The following is a 21274-nucleotide window of genomic DNA, read 5'->3' on the forward strand; positions in this document are numbered from 1 at the left end:
AAAAAAAACCCGGGTTCTGGGGGAGGAATCCGGGTTAAGACCATTAGGAGTAAAACAAAGGTACGCGGTCCCTGAGCACCTTTATCGGCGCGCCACTGGGGGGGATGCGCCGCGCCAACACTTCAAGTATTGGTCAGGTTTGGCGCAGTGCCAGTGCATATTGGACGTTTTTTAAACAGATTTGGAATACGCCAACGTTTCATTCCTCCCGCAGCGCATGGCTGTATGCATCGTGAAACACAGACATGCGTGGATGATCCGTGCAATTTCCCGCAAGTTAGGCATAATAAACCGCTTCGATTGTCATCCAGTCCTTCCCATGCAGAAAGAACCTCGTAAGGTCCGTGAGTTTCGCCGTCGCGAACAGGAAATCCTCGATACCGCGCTCAAGCTGTTTCTCGAGCAAGGTGAAGACAGCGTCACCGTCGAGATGATCGCCGACGCCGTGGGCATCGGCAAAGGTACGATCTACAAGCACTTCAAGTCCAAGGCGGAGATCTACCTTCGCCTGATGCTCGATTACGAGCGTGACCTGAATGAGCTGTTGCACTCGGCCGACGTCGACCGTGACAAGGAAGCGCTGTCGCGCGCCTACTTCGAGTTCCGCATGCGCGATCCGCAACGCTACCGGCTGTTCGACCGCCTTGAAGAAAAGGTGGTCAAGGGCAATCAGGTGCCGGAAATGGTTGAGCAGCTGCACAGCATCCGTGCCTCCAACTTCGACCGCCTGACCCAGCTGATCAAGGGTCGTATCAGCGAAGGCAAGCTCGAAGACGTGCCGCCGTATTTCCACTACTGCGCTGCCTGGGCGCTGGTGCACGGCGCTGTGGCGCTGTACCACTCACCGTTCTGGAGCAACGTGCTGGAAGACCAGGAAGGCTTCTTCCAGTTCCTGATGGACATTGGCGTGCGTATGGGCAACAAGCGCAAGCGCGACCCGGAACCCTCAAGCTGAGCATCAGCCCGAAGCGTTGACTATCGTTTGGAAATTCGGCATTGCGTATTGGGGCTTGCAAAAACCTGATTTATGAGTCAGGTTTTGCCGGCCCCTTCATCCATGCCGGAGTCATTCATGATCGTCGATCGTCAAGGCAGGCGCTTTCGCAACCTGCGCGTCAGCCTGACGGCTGCCTGCAACTACGCTTGCACCTACTGCGTACCCGACGGCAAGCGGCTGGTGGCGGCGCAGGACGAGCTGTCTGCGGATGCCCTGGCCCGTGGCGTGGCCTATCTGATCGAAGCCGCCGGCATCGAGCGCCTGCGGATTACTGGCGGTGAGCCACTGGTCAGCCCGCGCCTGGATGCCTTTCTGGCTGCCGTGGCCAAACTCGACCTTGACGACGTCTCGCTGACCACCAACGGCCAGTTGCTGGCGCGCAAGTTGCCGCAACTGCAGGCGGCTGGGATTCGTCGGCTGAACGTTTCCCTCGACACCCTCGACCCGCTGGCGTTCCGCCAGATTGCCCGTGGCGGCGACCTGGGTACTGTGCTGGATGCAATGGGGCAGGCCAGCGCTCTGGGTATGCGAATCAAGGTCAACATGGTGCCGATGCGCGGGAAAAACCTTGATCAGGTACTGCCGCTGCTGGATTACTGCCTCGCGCGCGGCTTCGAGCTGCGCTTCATCGAGCTGATGCGCATGGGTCACCTCTCTCACGATCGCAACGCCTTCCTCCAACAGTTCGTAGGCCTCGACCAGCTGCTTGCGCTGATCGGCGGCCAGCATACCTACGCCCAGGTGAATGCGCCGCTGGACGCCACAGCCATGCGTTACCACATCCCTGGCAGGGGCTACTTCGGCGTCATTGCCAACGAAAGCGTGCCGTTTTGCCGGACCTGCTCGCGGCTGCGCCTGTCTTCTACGGGCTGGCTGCATGGCTGCCTGTCGTCAGGTAACCGGCACTTCGTCGGCGATCTGCTGGAAAAGCCGCGTCATCAGGCGCTGCCGGCCTTGCAGCGGTTGTTGGTCAAGGCTTTGGCTGACAAGCAGGACGTAGCCTTTTCTGGCGGCGTGACAGTCATGAAAGTGATCGGTGGCTGAAGCTGGCGCAAAAGCTGCATCCGCCGGCTATTCGCCGGTTTTTCGTCGCCGGCCACTGGAGGAAAGATGCGTAGCCTGGTCTTGCTGCTGGCGCTGATGGCGCTGGGCGGCTGCATGAATGTCAGCGATATGGGCGAAGGCGTCCGCTATCACATGAGCGATGCCGGTCTGCTGGACCACAGCGAAACCCGTCGCACCTTGTCGATCCGCCTGCAGCCTGATTCGTTCATCTTCATTGGCCAGGGTGCGTTCGTGCCGCCGGGCGAGGGGCCGGTGCCTCGGCAGAATGCAGTGGCCCAGCAGGCCTACAAGAGTTTCGTCGAATACTTCCCGATGGTGCGTCGCGCCCAAGGCCCGCTCGGCCTGGAAGAAGCCATTGCACAGGCGCGCTCGGTAGGCGCCGACTATGTGTTGTACACGCGCTTTGCCCGTACTGACGATCGCATCGGCAATGGTGACGAGTGGTATGACGAACAGGCCGTCGACCGCTTGGGCTGGGACACCGGCGTGGTGCAGATGATGCTGATCGAAACCAATACCCGCTACCTGATCGACACCGCGCGCATCAAGAGCCGTGGCGGTTTGTTGACGTTCCACGACAACACCCCGGAGGATTTGCTTGGTGCGCCGATGCGCGAGTACGCTCGTAGCCTCCTGGGCATGAGTGAATGAGGCAAGCGTGATGAGCGACTCCGGCAAGGCCAATGACCTTCTGGCGCAGATCCCCAAGGCCAAGGGGCTGCCGCCGGTGCACCTGTGGAACCCGGATTTCTGTGGTGACATCGACATGCGCATCGCCCGCGATGGTACCTGGTACTACCTGGGCACGCCGATCGGGCGCAAGCCGATGGTGCGGCTGTTCTCTAGCATCATTCGCCGCGACGGCGATGACTACTTCCTGATTACCCCGGTAGAGAAGGTTGGTATTCGTGTCGACGATGCGCCATTTGTGGCCGTGTTGCTGGACGTGCAGGGCGAAGGCGAACAGCAGGTGCTGCGCTTTACCAGCAATGTCGAGGACCAGGTCGAAGCGGGGCCGGATAACCCCCTCCGGGTAGTGATCGACCCGGTGACGCAGGAGCCATCACCGTATGTGCTGATGCGCAGCAACCTGGAGGCGCTGATACATCGCAATGTGTTTTACCAGCTGGTGGAGCTGGCGGTGCCGCATGTGATCGACGGGGAGGAATGGCTTGGGGTGTGGAGTCGGGGGGCGTTTTACCCGATCGGGCGCGGCTGAGGCCTGTGTTAGCGATGCCGGCCTCTTCGCGGGTAAACCCGCTCCTACACACGCATCGAGGGCGGCACAGGCCGGAGCGGGTTCACCCGCGAATGGGCCGGTACAGGCGAAAATCGGCCCCCTGCTTTTCTCCCGGATTGGCCATTTGTCTTCAGCCAGTCAGGGTCTAACCTGCAGGCACTTGTCCTTCAGGAAAGCTCATGAATCCATTAGCCATCATCCTCTTCGCGCTGCTCGCCGCCCAAACGCCCGCTTGGGCCCACGGTGATGTCGCCGACCAGGTCAAGGTCCTGCAACAACAGCAGCCCTCTAATGCCCCCGGCAAAACCGCCGTCATGCTCACCGTCAGCTACGCCCCGGGCGAGGCATCACCCGCGCATCAGCATCCGGGCGCAGTCATGGCTTACGTCCTGGAAGGGGCGGTGGCATCGAAGCTCAACAGCGAGCAGGAAAAGACCTACAAGGCCGGCGATTATTGGTACGAGGCGCCGGGCACCGTGCACCGCGTTTCACGCAATGCCAGCAAAACCCAGCCGGCCAGTTTGCTGGTCTGGAGCCTGGTGGACGAGGGCAAGCCAGTGACCGAGGTGCTTGGCCAATAATTCCAGCGCAACGAAAAAGCCCCCGGTTGCTTGCGCATCCGGGGGCTTCTTCAATGTCTGGCTCCGCGACCTGGACTCGAACCAGGGACCCAATGATTAACAGTCATTTGCTCTACCGACTGAGCTATCGCGGAATCTGCGCGTATCTTACTGATTGCCTGGGAGAAGTCAACCCACCCCCAGGCAAAACAATGAGTTACAGCACTTCCACGATCGCTTTGGTCACCACGTGGATGTTGCTCTGGTTCAGCGCGGCCACCGCGATACGGCCGGTGTCCAGGGCATAGATGCCGAAGTCGTTTTTCAGGCGGGCGACCTGTTCAACGGTCAGGCCCGAGTAGGAGAACATGCCGACCTGGCGGCCAACGAAGCTGAAGTCGCGGTTGGCACCGTATTCGGCCAGCAGCGATACCATCTGCTTGCGCATGCCATGGATGCGTTCACGCATTTCGGCCAATTCGGTTTCCCACATCTGGCGCAGTTCTGCGCTGTTCAGCACGGTGGCAACAATGGTTGCGCCGTGGGTCGGCGGGTTGGAGTAGGTGGTGCGAATCACGCGCTTGACCTGCGACAGCACGCGGGTGCTCTCGTCCTTGGAGGCGGTGACGATCGACAGTGCGCCGACGCGCTCGCCGTACAGCGAGAACGATTTGGAGAACGAGCTGGAAACAAAGAACTCCAGGCCCGACTCGGCGAACAGGCGCACGGCGAAGGCGTCTTCGGCGATACCGTCACCAAAGCCCTGGTAGGCCATGTCGAGGAACGGCACGTGGCCCTTGGCCTTGACCACTTCCAGGACGTTCTTCCAGTCGTCCAGGTTCAGGTCGACACCGGTCGGGTTGTGGCAGCAGGCGTGCAGGACCACGATCGAGCCGGACGGCAGGGCGTTGAGGTCTTCGAGCATGCCGGCGCGGTTGACGTCGTTGGTTGGCGCATCGTAGTAGCGGTAGGTCTGCACCGGGAAGCCGGCCGATTCGAACAGCGCACGGTGGTTTTCCCAGCTAGGGTCGCTGATGGCAACCACGGCGTTGGGCGAGAGGCGCTTGAGGAAGTCGGCACCGATCTTCAGTGCGCCGGTACCACCGACGGCCTGCACGGTGACCACGCGGCCGGCGGCCAGCAGTGGCGACTCGGCGCCGAACAGCAGCTTCTGCACAGCCTGGTCGTAGGTGGCGATGCCGTCGATCGGCAGGTAGCCGCGCGAAGCGTGCTGGGCGGCACGCTGGGTTTCGGCTTCGATCACGGCGCGCAGCAGCGGAATGCGGCCTTCCTCATTGCAGTACACGCCTACGCCCAGGTTGACCTTGTCGGTACGTGGGTCGGCGTTGAATGCTTCGTTGAGGCCCAGAATAGGGTCGCGGGGTGCCAGCTCGACAGCGGAAAACAGGCTCATTGTTACCTTGGCTCTGATTGGAGTGTGATAGGGCGTACACGCTCCAGCCGAATGCACTGAAGCGGTGCACAAACGGGGAGTCAGTATAGTGATACCGACCGGTCACCGCGACACTCTGGCGCAGCTTTTGGGGCTATTTGCGCAAATATTTTTCGACCATTGGTCTAAATGCCGTGTCCACCGTTGCATGCGCCCACACCTGTGCCTTGAAAGCGCCCCCGAACGGGCGCATTTGGGTATAGACTACTGGCTAAATTTACAGCTGCTGCACCGCGAGGTCCTTCATGTCCGAGTTCCAGCTCGTCACACGTTTCCAGCCGGCTGGCGACCAGCCCGAGGCTATCCGCCAGTTGGTCGAAGGCATCGAGGCGGGGCTGTCGCACCAGACGTTGCTCGGGGTGACCGGTTCGGGCAAGACCTTCAGCATTGCCAACGTCATCCAGCAGGTGCAGCGCCCGACGCTGGTGCTGGCGCCCAACAAGACGCTGGCCGCCCAGTTGTACGGGGAGTTCAAGGCATTCTTCCCCAACAACGCGGTGGAGTACTTCGTTTCCTATTACGACTACTACCAGCCGGAAGCCTACGTCCCTTCGTCAGACACCTTCATCGAGAAGGACGCCTCGATCAACGACCACATCGAGCAGATGCGCCTGTCGGCGACCAAGGCGCTGCTGGAGCGGCGTGACGCGATCATCGTGACCACCGTGTCGTGCATCTACGGCCTGGGCAGCCCCGAGACCTACCTGAAAATGGTTCTGCACGTGGACCGTGGCGACAAGCTCGACCAGCGCGCGCTGCTGCGCCGGTTGGCCGACCTGCAGTACACCCGCAACGAAATGGACTTTGCCCGCGCGACCTTCCGGGTACGCGGTGACGTGATCGACATCTTCCCGGCCGAATCGGATCTGGAAGCCATCCGCATCGAGCTGTTCGATGATGAAGTGGAGAACATCGCCGCCTTCGATCCGTTGACCGGCGAGGTTTTCCGCAAGCTGCCACGTTTCACGTTCTACCCCAAGAGCCACTACGTCACCCCGCGGGAAACGCTGCTGGAAGCAGTGGAGGGCATCAAGGAAGAACTGAAGGAGCGTCTGGAGTACCTGCACAAGGCCAACAAGCTGGTCGAAGCGCAGCGTCTGGAGCAACGTACCCGCTTCGATCTGGAGATGATCCTCGAGCTGGGCTACTGCAACGGCATCGAAAACTACTCGCGCTACCTGTCCGGGCGCCCGGCCGGGGCGCCGCCGCCCACCCTGTACGATTACCTGCCGCCTGATGCGCTGCTGGTGATCGACGAATCACACGTCAGCGTTCCGCAGGTCGGCGCCATGTACAAGGGCGACCGTTCACGCAAGGAGACCCTGGTCGAGTACGGCTTCCGCATGCCTTCAGCGCTGGACAACCGGCCGATGCGTTTCGACGAGTGGGAGGATGTCAGCCCGCAGACCATTTTCGTTTCGGCCACTCCGGGGCCCTACGAGGCTGAGCATGCCGGGCGCGTGGTGGAGCAGGTGGTGCGCCCGACCGGGCTGGTCGACCCGCAGGTAGAGGTGCGCCCGGCGCTGACCCAGGTCGACGACCTGCTGTCCGAGATCCGCAAGCGTGTCGCGGCAGGCGAGCGAGTGCTGGCGACCACATTGACCAAACGCATGGCCGAGGACCTCAGCGATTACCTGGCCGACCACGACGTGCGGGTACGCTACCTGCACTCGGACATCGACACGGTGGAGCGGGTGGAGATTATCCGTGACCTGCGCCTGGGCACCTTCGACGTGCTGGTGGGCATCAACCTGCTGCGCGAGGGCCTGGACATGCCCGAGGTGTCGCTGGTGGCTATCCTCGATGCGGACAAGGAAGGTTTTCTGCGTTCCGAGCGCTCCCTGATCCAGACCATTGGCCGCGCGGCACGTAACCTTAATGGCCGGGCCATTCTGTACGCCGATAACGTAACAGGTTCGATGCAGCGGGCCATTGACGAAACCGAGCGCCGCCGCGAGAAGCAGATCGCCTTCAACGAAGCCAACGGCATCGTGCCCAAGGGCGTGGTCAAGGACATCACCGACATCATGGAGGGTGCCGCCGTGCCTGGTGCGCGCAGCAAGAAGCGCAAGGGCATGGCCAAGGCGGCGGAGGAGAGCGCCCGTTACGAGGCCGAACTGCGTACGCCGGGCGAGATCACCAAGCGCATCAAGCAGTTGGAAGAAAAAATGATGCAGTTCGCCCGCGACCTGGAGTTCGAAGCTGCGGCGCAGTTGCGTGACGAGATTGCGCAGCTGCGGGAGCGGTTGATTAGCAGCTGACCCTGTGGGAGCGGGCGTGCCCGCGAAGAATTCAACGCGGTGGCTGGCACCGGCTGCGCCGGTGTTCGCGGGCATGCTCGCTCCCACAGGGACCGCATCTGATCTGTAATAGCCTCAATGGGCTTCCCCAGCCTTCAACCCCTCCGGCAACTTGCGGGTCAGCAACACCGCCACCATGCTCACCGCCAACCCGATCCCGACAAAGTGGAAGGCATCGTTGTAAGCCATGATCAGTGCCTGCTGGTGGGTAATCTCGCTAAGTTTGCCCAGCGCCGCATTGTCATTGCCCAAGCGCTCCGCCAATTGCGCCAGCCGCTCAGCCACCTGCGGGTTGCTCGGCACCACCGATTCGCGCAGGTAGTCGAAGTACACCTTGGTGCGCGCATCCAGCAGGGTGGCCAGCAAGGCAATACCAATCGCGCCACCGAGGTTACGCAGAATATTGAACAGGCTCGACGCGGACCCTGCATCCTGTTGTTGGATATACGCGGTGGCAATCAGCGAGATGGTCACCATGATCATCGGTTGACCCAGGGCGCGGATGATCTGGATATGGTTGAACTGCGGCCCGGCAAAGTCCGGGTTGAGCACCCCCGAACCGAAACTGGCAGCGCCGAACAGGCAAAACCCCAGCGCGCATAGTACCTTGGGCGATATCACCTTCATCAGTTGCGGCACCAGCGGGATCAGGAACAGCTGCGGAATACCCATCCACATGATCACCTCGCCAATCTGCAAGGCGTTGTAACCCTGTACCTGCGCCAGGTACAGCGGTAGCAGATAGATCGACCCGTACAGGCCCACGCCCATGCCCAGGCTGGCGATGCTCGACAGGCCAAAGTTGCGGTTGCCGAGGATGCGCAGGTTGATCAGTGGGTGCGGCTTGGAAAACTGCAGGATGACGAAGGTGATCAGGCTGACCAGGGCAACGCTGCCCAGGCCGACGATCAGGTGCGACTCCAGCCAGTCCTTGCGATGGCCTTCCTCGAGAAACACCTGCAGGCAGCCCAACCCAAGGCCGAGCGTGACGATGCCGGCGTAATCGGTACTTTTCAGCAGCTCCCAGTGCGCCTCCTTCTTCTCAAGCCCGTATAACAAGCCGGCGATCATTAGCAGGCCCGGTGGGATATTGATGTAGAAGATGTATTCCCAGCCCCAGTTCTCGGTCAGCCAGCCGCCCAGGGTGGGGCCGATGGAGGGGGCAAAAGTGGCGGTCATGGCGAACATCGCCATGCCTTTGGCGCGGTGGTGCTCGGGCAGCTTGATCAGCGTCAGGGTGAAGGCCAGCGGGATCAGCGCGCCACCGGTGAAACCCTGCAAGGCGCGAAACAGGATCATGCTCTCCAGGTTCCAGGCCATCGAGCACAGCAGCGACGACAGCAGAAAACCGCTGGATACCCACACCGCCAGGCGCCGCGCCGACAGCAGCTGCACCAGCCAGGCCGTTAGCGGGATCATGATGATTTCCGCCACCAGGTAGGAGGTTGAAATCCATGAGCCTTCTTCCAGGGTCGCCGACAGAGCGCCCTGGATGTCCTTCAACGAGGAATTGGTGATCTGGATATCCAGCACTGCCATGAAGGCACCGAGCATCACGCTCATCACCGCGATCCAGTCGCGTCGGGTTGGCTCCGCCGTGGGGCGCAGCAGTTGGTCACCGGCCATTGTGGCCTTCGTCTGCGCTGCGCAGGTCGACGGTGGCGGTCACCGACATGCCGGGGCGAATACGCCCGTGCAACGGGTTGTCGGCGCTGAACGTGAGCTTTATCGGGATGCGCTGCACAACTTTGGTGAAGTTGCCGGTGGCGTTGTCCGGTGGCAGCAGGCTGAACTGCGCACCGGACGCGGCGAACAGGCTGTCCACCCGGCCTTCGATCGGTGTTTCGGGGTAGCTGTCGAACAACAGCTCCGCGCGCTGGCCGGGGTGCATGCGGCCGATCTGGGTTTCCTTGAAGTTGGCCTGCACCCAGATGTCTTCATCCGGCACGATCGACAGCAGGTAGGCGCCGGCCTGCACCACCTGGCCATTGCGCGCATTGCGCTGGCCGATGGTGCCGCTGATCGGGGCATGGATTTCGCAGCGGGTCAGGTTCAGTTCGGCCTGGGCCAGGTCGGTGCGGGCATTGGCGATTTGCGCATCGAGGCGCTTGAGTTCGGCGTTCAGGGCGGTGACCTGCTGGCGCTGGCTTTGCAGGTCGGCGCGGGCCTTGTCGACCTGGGAGCCGGCGACATGGCTGTCCGCCGACAGGGTAGTGACCCGCTCCTCAGAGACAAAACCCGGCTTGCGCAGCTTCTCGGCACGGCTCAGGTCCAGCCGTGAACGGTCGAACGTGGCCTGGGTGGCCGCCAACTGGGCCTGGCCGGCGGCAATCAGGCTGCCTTGTTGGGTGAGGCGGCTTTGCGCTTGTGCGTACTCGGCTTCGCGGGTGGCCAGGGCGGCACGGGCGCGTTCGACCGCCAGCTCGAAGTCGGCGGCTTCCAGACGCACCAGCAGGTCGCCCTTGCTGACGTGCTGGTTGTCCTCGACCGGCACCGTTTCGATACGGGCGCCAAGCTGGCTGGAGATACGGGTGATCTCACCCTGCACGTAAGCGTTGTCGGTGCTCTCGTAGAAGCGGCCCTTGAAGTACCAGTGGCCCAGGAAGGCGAGGGCGATGATGGCCACCAGGGCGAAGAAGAGCGTCAGGCGGCGTTTGAGTTGGGCAGGCATGGGGACTATCGTTCCAGAAATGTAAACAAATTTAACAGCGGCACAGGGCCTGTCGACAAGTGACGTTCGCGCCATTGCTGGAGCCCGGTGCCCGCCTCCTGCTAACATCCCGCCTTTGTTTCATCTTTCGTTCGAGACTCTCCATGACCACCGTACGCACGCGTATTGCGCCATCGCCTACCGGCGACCCCCATGTCGGCACTGCCTACATCGCCCTGTTCAACTACTGCTTCGCCAAGCAGCACGGCGGTGAGTTCATCCTGCGCATCGAAGACACCGATCAGCTGCGCTCCACGCGTGAGTCGGAGCAACAGATCTTCGACGCCCTGCGCTGGCTTGGCATCGAATGGAACGAAGGCCCGGATGTCGGCGGCCCGCACGGCCCTTACCGGCAGAGCGAGCGTGGCGAAATCTACGCCAAATACGCTAAGGAACTGGTAGACGCCGGCCACGCCTTCTACTGCTTCTGCACTGCCGAAGAGCTGGAGCAGATGCGTGCCGAGCAGCAGGCTCGCGGCGAAACCCCGCGTTACGATGGCCGTGCATTGCTGCTGAGCGCCGAAGAAGTGCAGCGCCGCCTGGACGCTGGCGAGCCGCACGTGATCCGCATGAAAGTGCCGAGCGAGGGTATCTGCGTGGTGCCGGACATGCTGCGCGGCGATGTCGAGATCCCGTGGGACCGCATGGACATGCAGGTACTGATGAAGAACGACGGCCTGCCGACGTACTTCCTGGCCAACGTGGTCGACGACCACCTGATGGGCATCACCCACGTGCTGCGTGGTGAAGAGTGGCTGCCATCGGCGCCCAAACTCATCAAGCTGTACGAGTACTTCGGCTGGGAGCAGCCCAAGCTGTGCTACATGCCGCTGCTGCGCAACCCGGACAAATCCAAACTGTCCAAGCGCAAGAACCCGACCTCGGTCACCTTCTACGAGCGCATGGGCTTCATGCCTGAAGCGATGCTCAACTACCTTGGCCGCATGGGCTGGTCGATGCCTGACGAGCGCGAGAAGTTCTCGCTGGCCGAAATGGTCGAGCACTTCGACCTGTCGCGTATCTCGCTGGGCGGCCCGATCTTTGACATCGAGAAGCTGTCCTGGCTCAACGGCCAGTGGCTGCGCGAGCTGCCGGTAGAGGAATTCGCCGCACGCCTGCAGAAATGGGCATTCAACAGCGACTACATGATGAAGATTGCCCCGCATGTGCAGGGCAGGGTCGAAACCTTCAGCCAGGTTGCCCCTTTGGGCGGGTTCTTCTTCGAAGGCGCGCTTAAGCTGGACGCCAAGCTGTTCGAAAGCAAGAAACTGTCGGCCGACCAGGTGCGCCAGGTGATCCAGTTGATCCTGTGGAAGCTTGAAAGCCTGCGTCAGTGGGAAAAAGAGCGCATCACCGGTTGCATCCAGGCCGTGGTCGAAGCGCTGGAGCTGAAGCTGCGTGACGCCATGCCGCTGATGTTCGCCGCTATCACGGGCCAGGCCAGCTCGGTTTCGGTGCTGGACGCCATGGAAATCCTCGGCCCCGACCTGACGCGCTACCGCCTGCGCCAGGCCCTGGACCTGTTGGGTGGAGTGTCGAAGAAAGAAAACAAAGAGTGGGAAAAGCTGTTGGCCTCCATCGGCTGACCGTTTCCCGAACACCGCTGTTGAGCACTGTGGGAGCGGCCTTGTGTCGCGAAAGGACTGCAACGCGGCTCCACAATCTTTGACTCGACGCAAATCCGTCGGGGCCGCTTTGCGGCCCTTTCGCGACACAAGGCCGCTCCCACAGGCATTTCCCTGAGCACCAAGTAGCCGGATTGAGTGGAGCAGGGCGGTAAGTGATTGTTATCTGTGAAAAAATTTTTGGATATTTTTGAAAATTAGTTTGACAGCCCTGCAATCCGAACTTAATATGCGCCCCGTCCACAGCGATGAACGAAAACGAAACGCCAGGCGCCCAGCCAGCGGTTCAGTTCAAAGCGACATTGTGGGGCTATAGCTCAGCTGGGAGAGCGCCTGCATGGCATGCAGGAGGTCAGCGGTTCGATCCCGCTTAGCTCCACCAAATTCCGCTTAGCAGCCAAGGCTGATAAGCAAGACCGGGTCCAGCAACCAGGTCTTGAAGGTAAGAAGGTTCGTCCCCTTCGTCTAGTGGCCTAGGACACCGCCCTTTCACGGCGGTAACAGGGGTTCGAGTCCCCTAGGGGACGCCAGTTTTACACAAGCGATGTTGTTATGTCGCTGGGCCGCGAGGCTAGAAATCCGGGGCTATAGCTCAGCTGGGAGAGCGCCTGCATGGCATGCAGGAGGTCAGCGGTTCGATCCCGCTTAGCTCCACCAATTTTGCCGCGGTTCGCGTTAGCGGATCGGCACGAAGGTTACGTCCCCTTCGTCTAGTGGCCTAGGACACCGCCCTTTCACGGCGGTAACAGGGGTTCGAGTCCCCTAGGGGACGCCACTTTTCCTGCGTTTTGCAGGGCTTTAAAAGGCTCGTCGATTATTGATGAGCCTTTTGTTTCGGGGCTATAGCTCAGCTGGGAGAGCGCCTGCATGGCATGCAGGAGGTCAGCGGTTCGATCCCGCTTAGCTCCACCATTTCTGCCAGGGTTCACGCAAGTGGATCTTCGCGAAGGTTACGTCCCCTTCGTCTAGTGGCCTAGGACACCGCCCTTTCACGGCGGTAACAGGGGTTCGAGTCCCCTAGGGGACGCCACGTTTACCCGCGTTTTGCGGGACTTTAAAGGCTCATTCGCTTATTGAATGGGCCTTTTGTTTTTTCCCTTCTCAATAATTTGCCCCCGACAAACGGCCGCACATTTTGCTTGCCAAAAAATATGATGAGAATAATATTTCGATCATCATATTTTGTGTGGTGTGTGCCAGATGAGCGACAAGAAGAGCAAAACCCGCGAACGCATTCTGGAAGCTGCGCGCAGTGCGCTGATCCAGCACGGCCCGGCTGAGCCCAGCGTCAGCCAGGTGATGGGTGCGGCAGGCCTGACCGTCGGGGGCTTCTATGCGCACTTCGACAGCAAGGATGAGCTGATGCTCGAGGCGTTCCGCCAGTTGTTGGGTGAGCGCCGTGCCTTGCTCGCCCAGGTCGACCCCAATCTCGATGGCGCCGGGCGGCGAGCGCTGGCCGGGGCCTTCTACCTCTCGCGCAAGCACCGGGACTGCGAAGTACATGCTTGCCCGCTGCCTAACGCGTTGGGCGAAATGCAGCGCCTGCCGGAGGTCTTCCGCGAGGTGCTGGCCGAGCACATCGAGTTGATGACTGCCGCGATGGTCGACCGCCCTGAGGATGCCGACAAAGCATTGGCCGACCTGGCCCTGATGGTGGGGGGGCTGGCGCTGGCCCGCGCCTTGGGGGCCAGTGACCTGTCTGATCGTATTTTGCGCGCCGCCAAGTCGGCGGTGCTTTAACCCTGGAGCATGGCGATGACCACCCTGAGCTGGATTCGCGGTGTCAATGGCACCTTGGGCCGCCTGGCCCCCGAGCATGTCGCGGGCAAGATGCGCCGTGCCTTCATGACCCCGCGCAACCTGCCGCCGCGGGATTGGGAGCTGCCCGTGCTGGCCAGCGCCGAGCGCATTACACTGCGCTTCGGTCTGTCTGCCTTGCGCTGGGGTCAAGGGCCGACCGTGCTGCTGATGCACGGTTGGGAAGGGCGCCCGACGCAATTTGCCGCCTTGATCGAGACCTTGGTTCAGGCAGGGCATACGGTGGTGTCGCTGGAAGGGCCTGGGCATGGTCGTTCGCCTGGCGAGCAAGCGAATGTGGTGCTGTTTGCCCGGGCGCTGCTTGAGGCTGCGGCTGAGTTGCCGCCCTTGCGTGCAGTCATTGGCCATTCCATGGGTGGGGCAAGCGTGCTGCTGGCTTTGCAGATGGGGCTGCGTACAGAGGCGGCTGTCAGCATTGCAGCGCCGGCGCGGTTGCTCGGTGTGTTGCGTGGTTTTGCCCATCGCCTGGGGCTGCCAGCCCGGGCACGGGCAGCGTTCATTCGCCAGATCGAGCGCGATGTGGGCATGCAGATTGCGCGGCTGGATGTCACGGGTTACCAGCTGGAACTGCCGGGGCTGGTGGTGCATGCTGCCGATGATGCTCTTGTGCCCGCAGATGAGGCACATGTGATCCACAAGACCTGGTTCGACAGCCGGCTGATGCTGCTGGAAGAGGGTGGGCATCAGCGGGTGCTGGCCGACCCGCGGCTGAGTGAAGCCGTGCTCGAATTGCTGGCTCGGGCTGAAGCGGTCAGTGTCGGGGCGGCTTCAGCCGCGAACATCGGCCTCGCCGGTACTGTCCACCGCGGTGTCTGATTCGCGGGCAAGCCCGCCCCCATAACGACCGCCTCAGGCTCGCAGGGGCTGGACATTGCCCCGCAGATCGCTGCTAAATCGCCTTTTGCGCCAAGGAAGCGAAAATGAGCTGGGACCTGGCAACACCCTTCGTCATCGACCTGCGCGTCGGCAGCGAGGACATCGACGGCCTTGGCCACGCCAACAATGCCGTCTACGTCACCTGGCTTGAGCGCTGCGCCTGGCGCCACTCCCAGCGTCTGGGGCTGGACCTGGCCGAGTACCGGCGCCTTGACCGGGCGATGGCTGTGGTGCGCCACGAAATCGACTACCTGGCCGCCGCCTATGAAGACGATGAACTGCAGCTGGCCACCTGGATCATTGACTGGGACCAGCGCCTGCGCATGACGCGGCGGTTTCAGCTCAAGCGCCCGCGCGATGGTGTGACGCTGCTGCGCGCGCAAACCACCTTTGCCTGCATCGAGCTGTCCAGCGGCAAGCCCAGGCGCATGCCGGCGGAATTCGTCGAAGGTTACGGTCCGGCGCTGATCGGCGCCTGAGTCGCCGGCATTTTTTGTTAAACTGCCGGCTTTTTCCGCTGAGACCCCGACATGCAAATTGCCCTGGCCCCGATGGAGGGGCTGGTCGACAACATCCTGCGCGACGTATTGACCCGTGTGGGCGGTATCGACTGGTGCGTCACCGAGTTCATTCGCGTGTGCGATCGCCTGCTGCCGGCGTCCTCGTTCGACAAGCTGGCGCCTGAACTGCGCCAGGGCGCGCGCACGGCTGCCGGTGTGCCCATGCGCGTGCAATTGCTGGGTTCGGACCCGGTATGCCTGGCGGAAAACGCCGCACTGGCTTGCGAGCTTGGGGCGCCGGTGATCGACCTGAACTTCGGTTGCCCGGCAAAAACGGTGAACAAGTCGCGCGGTGGTGCGGTACTGCTCAAAGAGCCGGAGTTGCTGCACGCCATTGTCCGTGAAGTGCGGCGTGCGGTGCCGGCGAACATTCCGGTGACCTCGAAGATGCGTCTGGGCTTCGACAGCCCCGATGGGGCACTGGAGTGCGCCACGGCGCTGGCCGAGGGCGGTTCGGCACACCTGGTGGTGCATGCGCGGACCAAGGTTGAGGGCTACAAGCCGCCAGCGCACTGGGAGTGGGTGGCGCGGGTGCAGGATGTGGTCAAGGTCCCGGTATTCGCCAATGGCGAGATCTGGACGGTCGATGACTGGCGGCGTTGCCGCCAGGTCAGTGGCGCTGAAGACATCATGCTCGGGCGTGGGCTGGTATCGCGCCCGGACCTGGGCCTGCAGATTGCAGCGGCGCGGGACGGGCGCGACTATCAGCCGATGAGCTGGCATGACTTGTTGCCACTGTTGCGTGAGTTCTGGCGCCAGGCCCAGGCCAAATTGTCGCCGCGTTATGCGCCGGGGCGGATGAAGCAGTGGCTGGCGATGCTGACTCGCAGTTACCCCGAAGCGGTGGTGTTGTTTGCCGAGTTGCGCCGGGAAGATGACTGCGCGCGGATCAGCCGGTTGCTGGGGGTTGAGGCGCAAGCGTTGGAGGCTTGCGTCGCCTGAGCAGGCCTCTCCGCGGGTACGGCACCTGTAGGCGCGGGGTCACCCGCGAAAGGGTCGGGCCTGCTGGCCAATTACCACCCGCCGATCACCGTTGCCGCCACCACCGTATTCGCGGGTAAACCCGCTCCTACACACACACTCGCATCGGTGGTTCGGCGCAGGTCGTCGTAGGGGCGGATTTACCGGCAAATAGGCCATCAGGCCCTGTGCAAAAATCAAATTTTTTCTGTTTGCCCCTTGAAAGCGTTTCCCTCGGCCATATCTTTTGAGTACGCGATGCCGAAGCCGGGTCGCGTAATGACTTACTTGCTGAATCTCAGGAGTTTATGACCATGACTACTGCTTTCTCTCTTGCTCCACTGTTCCGTCATTCCGTTGGTTTCGACCGTTTCAACGACCTGTTCGAATCCGCGGCACGTAACGAGGCCGGTAGCAGCTACCCGCCCTATAACGTGGAAAAGCATGGCGATGACCACTACCGCATCGTGGTTGCTGCAGCCGGTTTCCAGGAAGAGGACCTCGACCTGCAGGTCGAAAAAGGTGTCCTGACCGTGACCGGTGGCAAGCGCGACAATAGCGCCGCTGAAGTGACCTACCTGCACCAGGGTATCGCACAACGCGCCTTCAAGCTGTCGTTCCGCCTGGCAGATCACATCGAAGTGAAGGCTGCCGGCCTGGCCAATGGCCTGCTCAGCATCGACCTGCTGCGCATCGTGCCTGAAGAAGCCAAGGCCAAGCGCATTCCGATCAATGGCGAAAAACCAGCGCTGAACTGATCGCGCAGCACTGAAAAAAGGGCACCTCCAGAGGTGCCCTTTTTCGTGCTTCTCACGCGGTCCCGTGCAGGCGCGCGGCCGTCATGCGATCAGTAATCTGCCGGCGCCTCCAGCAACATCTGCCGAAATTCCAGCAACGGCAATGGCCGGCTGTGCAGATAACCCTGGTACAGATGGCACCCCAGCCGCTCGAGAAACGCCAGCTGTTCGGTCAGCTCTACCCCTTCGGCAATCACCGCCAGGTCCAGGCTGCGCGCCATGGCGACAATGGCGCGGACAATTTCTGCGTCGTTGGGGTCGACCGGTGCATCGCGCACGAAGCTCTGGTCGATCTTCAGCGCATCGACCGGCAGGCGCTTCAGGTAAGTCAGCGAGGAATAGCCGGTGCCGAAGTCATCCATGGCAAAACTCACCCCGTAGCGCTTCAGCTCGCGCATCTTGCTGATGGTGTCTTCCAGGTTCTGGATGACGATGCCTTCCGTGATTTCCAGCGTCAGCATCTGCCGCGGCAGGCGGTAATCGTCCAGGCTGCGCAGCACCCGCCCGACAAAGTCGTTCTGGCGGAACTGTCGCGGGCTTATGTTCACGCACAGGCTGAAATCATCAGCGTCGATCAACCCGTCGGTGAGCATGCGGGCGCAGGCGTCGCAGGCTTCGTCGAGAATCCAGCTGCCAACTTCAAGAATCAGGCCGCTTTCTTCCAGTACCTGAATGAACTGCGAGGGCGGTTGCTGGCCCAGTAGCGGGTGGTGCCAGCGCAGCAGTACTTCAGCACCGACGATGCGGTTGTCGCGGGCATCCACCTGCGGCTGGAAGTGCAGCGCCAGTTCGCCACGGGCCAGGGCCAGGCGCAGGTCGTTTTCCATGCGCAGGCGCTCGCTGGCGGCCTTCTGCATGGTGGTGTGGAACAGCTGTGTGGTGTTGCGACCGGAGTCCTTGGCCCGGTACAGGGCGATATCGGCACGCTTGAGCAGGTCGGCCGGTGTGGTGCCGTGGTCGGGGATCAGCGCCACGCCGATGCTGGGCGTTACCTGCAGGCGCTGGCCATCCAGTGACATTGGCTCGGCCAGCAGTTCGCGCAGGGTGTCGGCCAGCTCGCGCACTTTCTCTTCCACGTGTTCGCGGCTACCTTCCAGGCCGCTGAGCAGCACCACGAATTCGTCGCCCCCCAGGCGCGCCACGGTGTCCTCCAGGCGCACGCTGGCCTCAAGGCGGGCGGTGATGATCTTCAGCACGGTGTCGCCCACCGGGTGGCCCAGCGAGTCGTTGATGTGCTTGAAGTGGTCGAGGTCGAGGAACAGCAGGGCGCCACGCAGGTTATGGCGCTTGAGCAGGGCGATCTGCTGGCTCAGGCGGTCCATCAGCAAGGCGCGGTTGGGCAGGTTGGTCAACGGGTCGTGATAGGCCAGGTGGCGTATCTGCGCCTGGGCGTTCTTCAGCTGGCTGACATCGCGGGCGGTCAGCAGCAGGCAATCCACTTCGTTGAGGGTGATCGGTTCCACCGAAACCTCGACCGTGAGGATATCGCCACGCTTGTTGCGCCCGAGCATCTCGCGGTGGTGTACCCGGCCGCGCTCGTGCAATTCGGCCAGCAGCGCGCTGCGCTGCTTGTCGTCGGCCCAGATGCCGATCTCATATACCGTGTGGCCGATCACTTCGGCAGTGCTGTAGCCGGTCAGGCGGCAGAAGCCGTCGTTGATTTCCAGGTAACGGCCGCTGTGGCGTTCGGTGATGGTGATGGCGTCGGGGCTGGAGTGGAAGGCCTTGGCGAACTTCTCCTCGCTGGACTTCAGCGCTGCTTCGGCGCGTTGTTGCTGGGTGATGTCGCGCAGGGTGGTCACGCTGCAGGGCTGGTCGTCGACGGTGATCAGGCGGCTGGAAATCACACAGGTCATCGGGGCGCCATTGCGGTGGTTGAGTACCACGGCGACGTTGCTCAAGGCCTGTTCGCGGATCACCTGCTCGATACGTTTGGCGCGCTCGACGGACTCGGCCCACAGGCCGATTTGCTCTGCGGTACGCCCAAGCACCTGCTCGCTGCTCCAGCCGAAGGTCTGGGTGAACGCCGGATTGATCTCGATGAACTGGCCAGTGTCCTGGCGGGTGACGCAGATCGGGTCGGGGCTGACCTGGAACAGGCTGGCAAACTTCTCTTCCGAGGCGCTCAGGCGCTGTTCGCGCTCCACCTGATCGGTGATGTCGAGCAAGGTGCCCGCCATGCGCAGGGGGATGCCCTGGTCGTCGCGGTACAGCCGCGCGCGGCTTTCGATGTAGCGTGAAGTGCCGTTTTCCAACTGCACCCGGTAGGTGATCTGATAGTTGCCGGCAGGCCCTTCGCGCAGGCTGCGGTAGGCCTGTCGCATCGAGTTGCGCTCTTGCTCCGGCACCCCTTCGAAGAACGCATCGAACGATTCATGAAAAGGGATGGGCGGCAAGCCATGCAGCTGCGCCGCGCGGGCCGAGCCGTAGAGCATGCCGCTTGGGATGTGCCAGTCCCAGGTGCCCAGTTGCGCCGAGTCCAGGGCCAGGTCCAGCCGCTCCTGGCTGTCCTTCAGGGCCTGCTCGGCACGCTTGCGTTCGGTGGTGTCGACGAATGTACTGATCAGGAAGGTCACGCCTTCCAGCTCGATGCCCTGGGTGCACAGGATGCCGTCATGTACCTTGCCGCTGGTCGCGCGAAATTGCACCTCCATGATCAACGGGCCGCCGTTGGCGCGGGTCGACTCGATGATCTGGTGGCGCTGTTCGGGGTTGACCCACAGGCCCAGTTCCAGGCTGGTCTTGCCGATCACCTGACTGCCGGGCCAGCCGAACATGTTTTCGAAGTGCTGGTTGACCTCGAAGATCATGCCATCGTGGCGACGGGTCAGCAAAATGGCGTTGGGGCTCAGGTGGAACAGCGTGGCGAAGCGCTTTTCCGAATTGATCAGTGCTGTTTCCCGTTCGCGCTGGCGGGTGATCTCGCGGATCACACCGATCATCTGCGGTCGGCCGTGCGGGTCGTGGGTCAGGCTGCCGTTGATCTCCAGCCAGTGCAGGCTGCCGTCCGGCCAGCGGATACGGTGGCGCATGGCTTGCTCCACCGGCTCGCCATTGACCACCGCCTGGAACACCTGGCGCGTGCGGGCGCGGTCCTCCTCGGGCAGCAGGTCGAGGTAATCGATATCGGCGGGCAGTGGCCGTTGTGGATCGAAACCGAACAGGGCCTGGGTGCCCCGCGACCAACTGACCCTGCCGCTTTCGATATCCCACAGCCAGGCACCCAGGCGCGCACCGTTGAGCGCTGCCAGCAGTTGCGGGGCGTTCTGCCAGGCCTGCTCGGACTCCTGGGGATCAGCTGCAGGTATGCGCGGCAGGCGCAAAAAGCGGTTTGCTGATTTGGGCATCGGTACCAGACCTTTGGCGTATGACGTGTCCTTGGAATCGGAATAGCTGGCTGACAGCCAGTCATGCGGGCCCTGAGTGACTGTCGAGCAGGGCCATGAATGCCCTGGCCGCATTCGATAGCGTACGCTCCGTGTGCAGAATGTAGCCTAGCTGGCGCGACAGCTGTATGCCGGGCAAAGCGATGGGTGAAACCTGTTCGTCGAGCATGGTGCGTGGCAGCACGCTCCAGGCCAGGCCGATCGATACCATCATCTTGATAGTTTCCAGGTAGTTGGTGCTCATGGCGATGTTCGGCGTCAGCCCCTGGCTTTCGAACAGACGCTGGACAATATGGTGGGTAAAGGTATTGCCGCCGGGAAATACCGCCGGGTGGCGGGCGACGTCAGCCAGGCTGACCGCCTGGTTGTTGGCCAGCGGGTGCTCGGGGGCGGCGACAAAGTCCAGGGCGTCATCCCACACCGGCACGGCCTTGACCAAGTGGTGTGGCTCGGGCGCCAGGGTGATCACGGCGATTTCGGCGCGGCCATGCAAAATCTCGTCGTAGGCCTGTTCCGAATCCATGAATTGAATATCCAGTGCCACTGCGGGGTACTGGCGGGTGAAAATCCGTAGCAACGGGGGCAGGCGGTGCAGGCCGATGTGGTGGCTGGTGGCCAGGGTCAGGCGACCGCTCACGGTCCCGGTCAGATTGGTCAGCGCCCGTCGGGTATCATCCAGGACGTTGAGGATCTGGTAGGCCCGCGGCAGCAGTGCGCGCCCGGCTTCAGTCAGGGTTACCTCGCGGCCCAGGCGGTCGAACAGGCGCACGTCCAGTTGCTGCTCCAGGCCGGCGATGCGTTTGCTGATGGCCGGCTGGGTCAGGAACAGGCGTTCGGCTGCGCCGGAAAAGCTGCCGGTTTCGGCAATGGCGATGAAGGCACTGAGGTTGGCCAGGTCCATGGTGTTGTATTCCTTTGGGTTATCCA

At 62.1% G+C, this 21274-nt stretch carries 17 protein-coding genes and 7 tRNA genes; 18 read left to right on the forward strand and 6 right to left on the reverse strand.

Translation table 11 applies throughout. The features are described 5' to 3' along the window. Window positions 1-319 precede the first annotated feature (319 nt). The 5 genes from ACF8Q6_RS20495 to ACF8Q6_RS20515 all read left to right on the forward strand — a co-directional run bounded on the left by ACF8Q6_RS20495 (window position 320) and on the right by ACF8Q6_RS20515 (window position 3883). On the forward strand, window positions 320-955 hold the full coding sequence (locus ACF8Q6_RS20495) for a TetR/AcrR family transcriptional regulator (protein ID WP_014591919.1): 636 nt from the start codon (window positions 320-322) through the stop codon (window positions 953-955). Window positions 956-1072: 117 nt separating this feature from the next. After that, window positions 1073-2041, forward strand: a complete 969-nt coding sequence (locus ACF8Q6_RS20500; protein WP_392489630.1) for a GTP 3',8-cyclase MoaA — start codon at window positions 1073-1075, stop codon at window positions 2039-2041. A gap of 66 nt (window positions 2042-2107) precedes the next feature. After that, the gene (locus ACF8Q6_RS20505) at window positions 2108-2713 is read left to right on the forward strand and encodes a DUF4823 domain-containing protein (protein ID WP_392489631.1); all 606 of its coding nucleotides are present in this window, start codon (window positions 2108-2110) and stop codon (window positions 2711-2713) included. A gap of 10 nt (window positions 2714-2723) precedes the next feature. Beyond that, window positions 2724-3281, forward strand: a complete 558-nt coding sequence (locus ACF8Q6_RS20510) for a DUF1285 domain-containing protein (protein WP_392489632.1) — start codon at window positions 2724-2726, stop codon at window positions 3279-3281. A gap of 200 nt (window positions 3282-3481) precedes the next feature. Beyond that, window positions 3482-3883: a cupin domain-containing protein gene (locus tag ACF8Q6_RS20515; RefSeq protein WP_392489810.1), complete on the forward strand. Its 402-nt coding sequence runs from the start codon at window positions 3482-3484 to the stop codon at window positions 3881-3883. Window positions 3884-3941: 58 nt separating this feature from the next. Here ACF8Q6_RS20515 and ACF8Q6_RS20520 read toward each other — a convergent pair. Next, window positions 3942-4017, reverse strand: a tRNA-Asn gene (locus tag ACF8Q6_RS20520). A 62-nt stretch (window positions 4018-4079) separates the two neighbouring features. Beyond that, window positions 4080-5276 (reverse strand): amino acid aminotransferase, encoded by a 1197-nt coding sequence (locus tag ACF8Q6_RS20525; RefSeq protein ID WP_003247178.1) that lies wholly within the window; start codon window positions 5274-5276, stop codon window positions 4080-4082. A gap of 284 nt (window positions 5277-5560) precedes the next feature. On the opposite strand from ACF8Q6_RS20525, the gene uvrB reads away from it, so the two are divergent. Next, window positions 5561-7576, forward strand: coding sequence for an excinuclease ABC subunit UvrB (uvrB, locus tag ACF8Q6_RS20530; RefSeq protein ID WP_003247179.1), 2016 nt, complete (start codon window positions 5561-5563; stop codon window positions 7574-7576). Window positions 7577-7690: 114 nt separating this feature from the next. Here uvrB and ACF8Q6_RS20535 read toward each other — a convergent pair whose 3' ends face one another. Both ACF8Q6_RS20535 and ACF8Q6_RS20540 read right to left on the reverse strand, forming a co-directional pair. After that, complete coding sequence (locus ACF8Q6_RS20535; protein WP_172830958.1) at window positions 7691-9181, reverse strand: MDR family MFS transporter; 1491 nt, start codon at window positions 9179-9181, stop codon at window positions 7691-7693. Window positions 9182-9230: 49 nt separating this feature from the next. Continuing rightward, window positions 9231-10286, reverse strand: a complete 1056-nt coding sequence (locus ACF8Q6_RS20540; RefSeq protein WP_392491279.1) for an HlyD family secretion protein — start codon at window positions 10284-10286, stop codon at window positions 9231-9233. 143 nt (window positions 10287-10429) lie between these two features. On the opposite strand from ACF8Q6_RS20540, the gene gltX reads away from it, so the two are divergent. The 12 genes from gltX to ACF8Q6_RS20600 all read left to right on the forward strand — a co-directional run bounded on the left by gltX (window position 10430) and on the right by ACF8Q6_RS20600 (window position 16922). Next, the gene (gene gltX, locus ACF8Q6_RS20545) at window positions 10430-11911 is read left to right on the forward strand and encodes a glutamate--tRNA ligase (RefSeq protein WP_012053281.1); all 1482 of its coding nucleotides are present in this window, start codon (window positions 10430-10432) and stop codon (window positions 11909-11911) included. 345 nt (window positions 11912-12256) lie between these two features. Beyond that, a tRNA-Ala gene (locus ACF8Q6_RS20550) sits at window positions 12257-12332 on the forward strand. Window positions 12333-12404: 72 nt separating this feature from the next. Beyond that, window positions 12405-12480 (forward strand) — tRNA-Glu (locus tag ACF8Q6_RS20555). Between the two features lie 51 nt (window positions 12481-12531). Beyond that, window positions 12532-12607: transfer RNA gene (locus ACF8Q6_RS20560), tRNA-Ala, on the forward strand. 42 nt (window positions 12608-12649) lie between these two features. Then, a tRNA-Glu gene (locus tag ACF8Q6_RS20565) sits at window positions 12650-12725 on the forward strand. 61 nt (window positions 12726-12786) lie between these two features. Next, window positions 12787-12862 (forward strand) — tRNA-Ala (locus ACF8Q6_RS20570). A gap of 42 nt (window positions 12863-12904) precedes the next feature. Continuing rightward, a tRNA-Glu gene (locus ACF8Q6_RS20575) sits at window positions 12905-12980 on the forward strand. A gap of 170 nt (window positions 12981-13150) precedes the next feature. Next, window positions 13151-13690, forward strand: coding sequence for a TetR/AcrR family transcriptional regulator (locus tag ACF8Q6_RS20580; protein ID WP_019752215.1), 540 nt, complete (start codon window positions 13151-13153; stop codon window positions 13688-13690). A 15-nt stretch (window positions 13691-13705) separates the two neighbouring features. Continuing rightward, window positions 13706-14584, forward strand: a complete 879-nt coding sequence (locus ACF8Q6_RS20585) for an alpha/beta fold hydrolase (RefSeq protein ID WP_392491350.1) — start codon at window positions 13706-13708, stop codon at window positions 14582-14584. 104 nt (window positions 14585-14688) lie between these two features. Next, a complete protein-coding gene (locus tag ACF8Q6_RS20590) occupies window positions 14689-15123 on the forward strand; it encodes a thioesterase family protein (RefSeq protein WP_003247186.1) in 435 nt (144 codons plus the stop codon). Between the two features lie 51 nt (window positions 15124-15174). Continuing rightward, on the forward strand, window positions 15175-16146 hold the full coding sequence (locus tag ACF8Q6_RS20595; protein WP_392491349.1) for a tRNA dihydrouridine synthase: 972 nt from the start codon (window positions 15175-15177) through the stop codon (window positions 16144-16146). A 332-nt stretch (window positions 16147-16478) separates the two neighbouring features. Further along, window positions 16479-16922, forward strand: a complete 444-nt coding sequence (locus ACF8Q6_RS20600; RefSeq protein WP_019437397.1) for an Hsp20 family protein — start codon at window positions 16479-16481, stop codon at window positions 16920-16922. An 89-nt stretch (window positions 16923-17011) separates the two neighbouring features. Here ACF8Q6_RS20600 and ACF8Q6_RS20605 read toward each other — a convergent pair whose 3' ends face one another. Then, a complete protein-coding gene (locus tag ACF8Q6_RS20605; protein ID WP_392491348.1) occupies window positions 17012-20308 on the reverse strand; it encodes a PAS domain S-box protein in 3297 nt (1098 codons plus the stop codon). 61 nt (window positions 20309-20369) lie between these two features. Beyond that, entirely contained in the window at window positions 20370-21248 is an 879-nt protein-coding gene (locus ACF8Q6_RS20610) for a LysR family transcriptional regulator (RefSeq protein ID WP_392491347.1), read from the reverse strand. Window positions 21249-21274 lie beyond the last annotated feature (26 nt).

Source organism: Pseudomonas sp. GLN_2, assembly GCF_043106005.1.
GTDB lineage: Bacteria > Pseudomonadota > Gammaproteobacteria > Pseudomonadales > Pseudomonadaceae > Aquipseudomonas > Aquipseudomonas alloputida.

Bases quoted from the DNA above. Each gene is read 5' to 3' on its own strand.
- ACF8Q6_RS20495 (WP_014591919.1), top strand. From the start codon at position 320: ATGCAGAAAGAACCTCGTAAGGTCCGTGAGTTTCGCCGTCGCGAACAG.
- ACF8Q6_RS20500 (WP_392489630.1), top strand. From the start codon at position 1,073: ATGATCGTCGATCGTCAAGGCAGGCGCTTTCGCAACCTGCGCGTCAGC.
- ACF8Q6_RS20505 (WP_392489631.1), top strand. From the start codon at position 2,108: ATGCGTAGCCTGGTCTTGCTGCTGGCGCTGATGGCGCTGGGCGGCTGC.
- ACF8Q6_RS20510 (WP_392489632.1), top strand. From the start codon at position 2,724: ATGAGCGACTCCGGCAAGGCCAATGACCTTCTGGCGCAGATCCCCAAG.
- ACF8Q6_RS20515 (WP_392489810.1), top strand. From the start codon at position 3,482: ATGAATCCATTAGCCATCATCCTCTTCGCGCTGCTCGCCGCCCAAACG.
- ACF8Q6_RS20525 (WP_003247178.1), bottom strand. From the start codon at position 5,276: ATGAGCCTGTTTTCCGCTGTCGAGCTGGCACCCCGCGACCCTATTCTG.
- uvrB (WP_003247179.1), top strand. From the start codon at position 5,561: ATGTCCGAGTTCCAGCTCGTCACACGTTTCCAGCCGGCTGGCGACCAG.
- ACF8Q6_RS20540 (WP_392491279.1), bottom strand. From the start codon at position 10,286: ATGCCTGCCCAACTCAAACGCCGCCTGACGCTCTTCTTCGCCCTGGTG.
- gltX (WP_012053281.1), top strand. From the start codon at position 10,430: ATGACCACCGTACGCACGCGTATTGCGCCATCGCCTACCGGCGACCCC.
- ACF8Q6_RS20580 (WP_019752215.1), top strand. From the start codon at position 13,151: ATGAGCGACAAGAAGAGCAAAACCCGCGAACGCATTCTGGAAGCTGCG.
- ACF8Q6_RS20585 (WP_392491350.1), top strand. From the start codon at position 13,706: ATGACCACCCTGAGCTGGATTCGCGGTGTCAATGGCACCTTGGGCCGC.
- ACF8Q6_RS20590 (WP_003247186.1), top strand. From the start codon at position 14,689: ATGAGCTGGGACCTGGCAACACCCTTCGTCATCGACCTGCGCGTCGGC.
- ACF8Q6_RS20595 (WP_392491349.1), top strand. From the start codon at position 15,175: ATGCAAATTGCCCTGGCCCCGATGGAGGGGCTGGTCGACAACATCCTG.
- ACF8Q6_RS20600 (WP_019437397.1), top strand. From the start codon at position 16,479: ATGACTACTGCTTTCTCTCTTGCTCCACTGTTCCGTCATTCCGTTGGT.
- ACF8Q6_RS20605 (WP_392491348.1), bottom strand. From the start codon at position 20,308: ATGCCCAAATCAGCAAACCGCTTTTTGCGCCTGCCGCGCATACCTGCA.
- ACF8Q6_RS20610 (WP_392491347.1), bottom strand. From the start codon at position 21,248: ATGGACCTGGCCAACCTCAGTGCCTTCATCGCCATTGCCGAAACCGGC.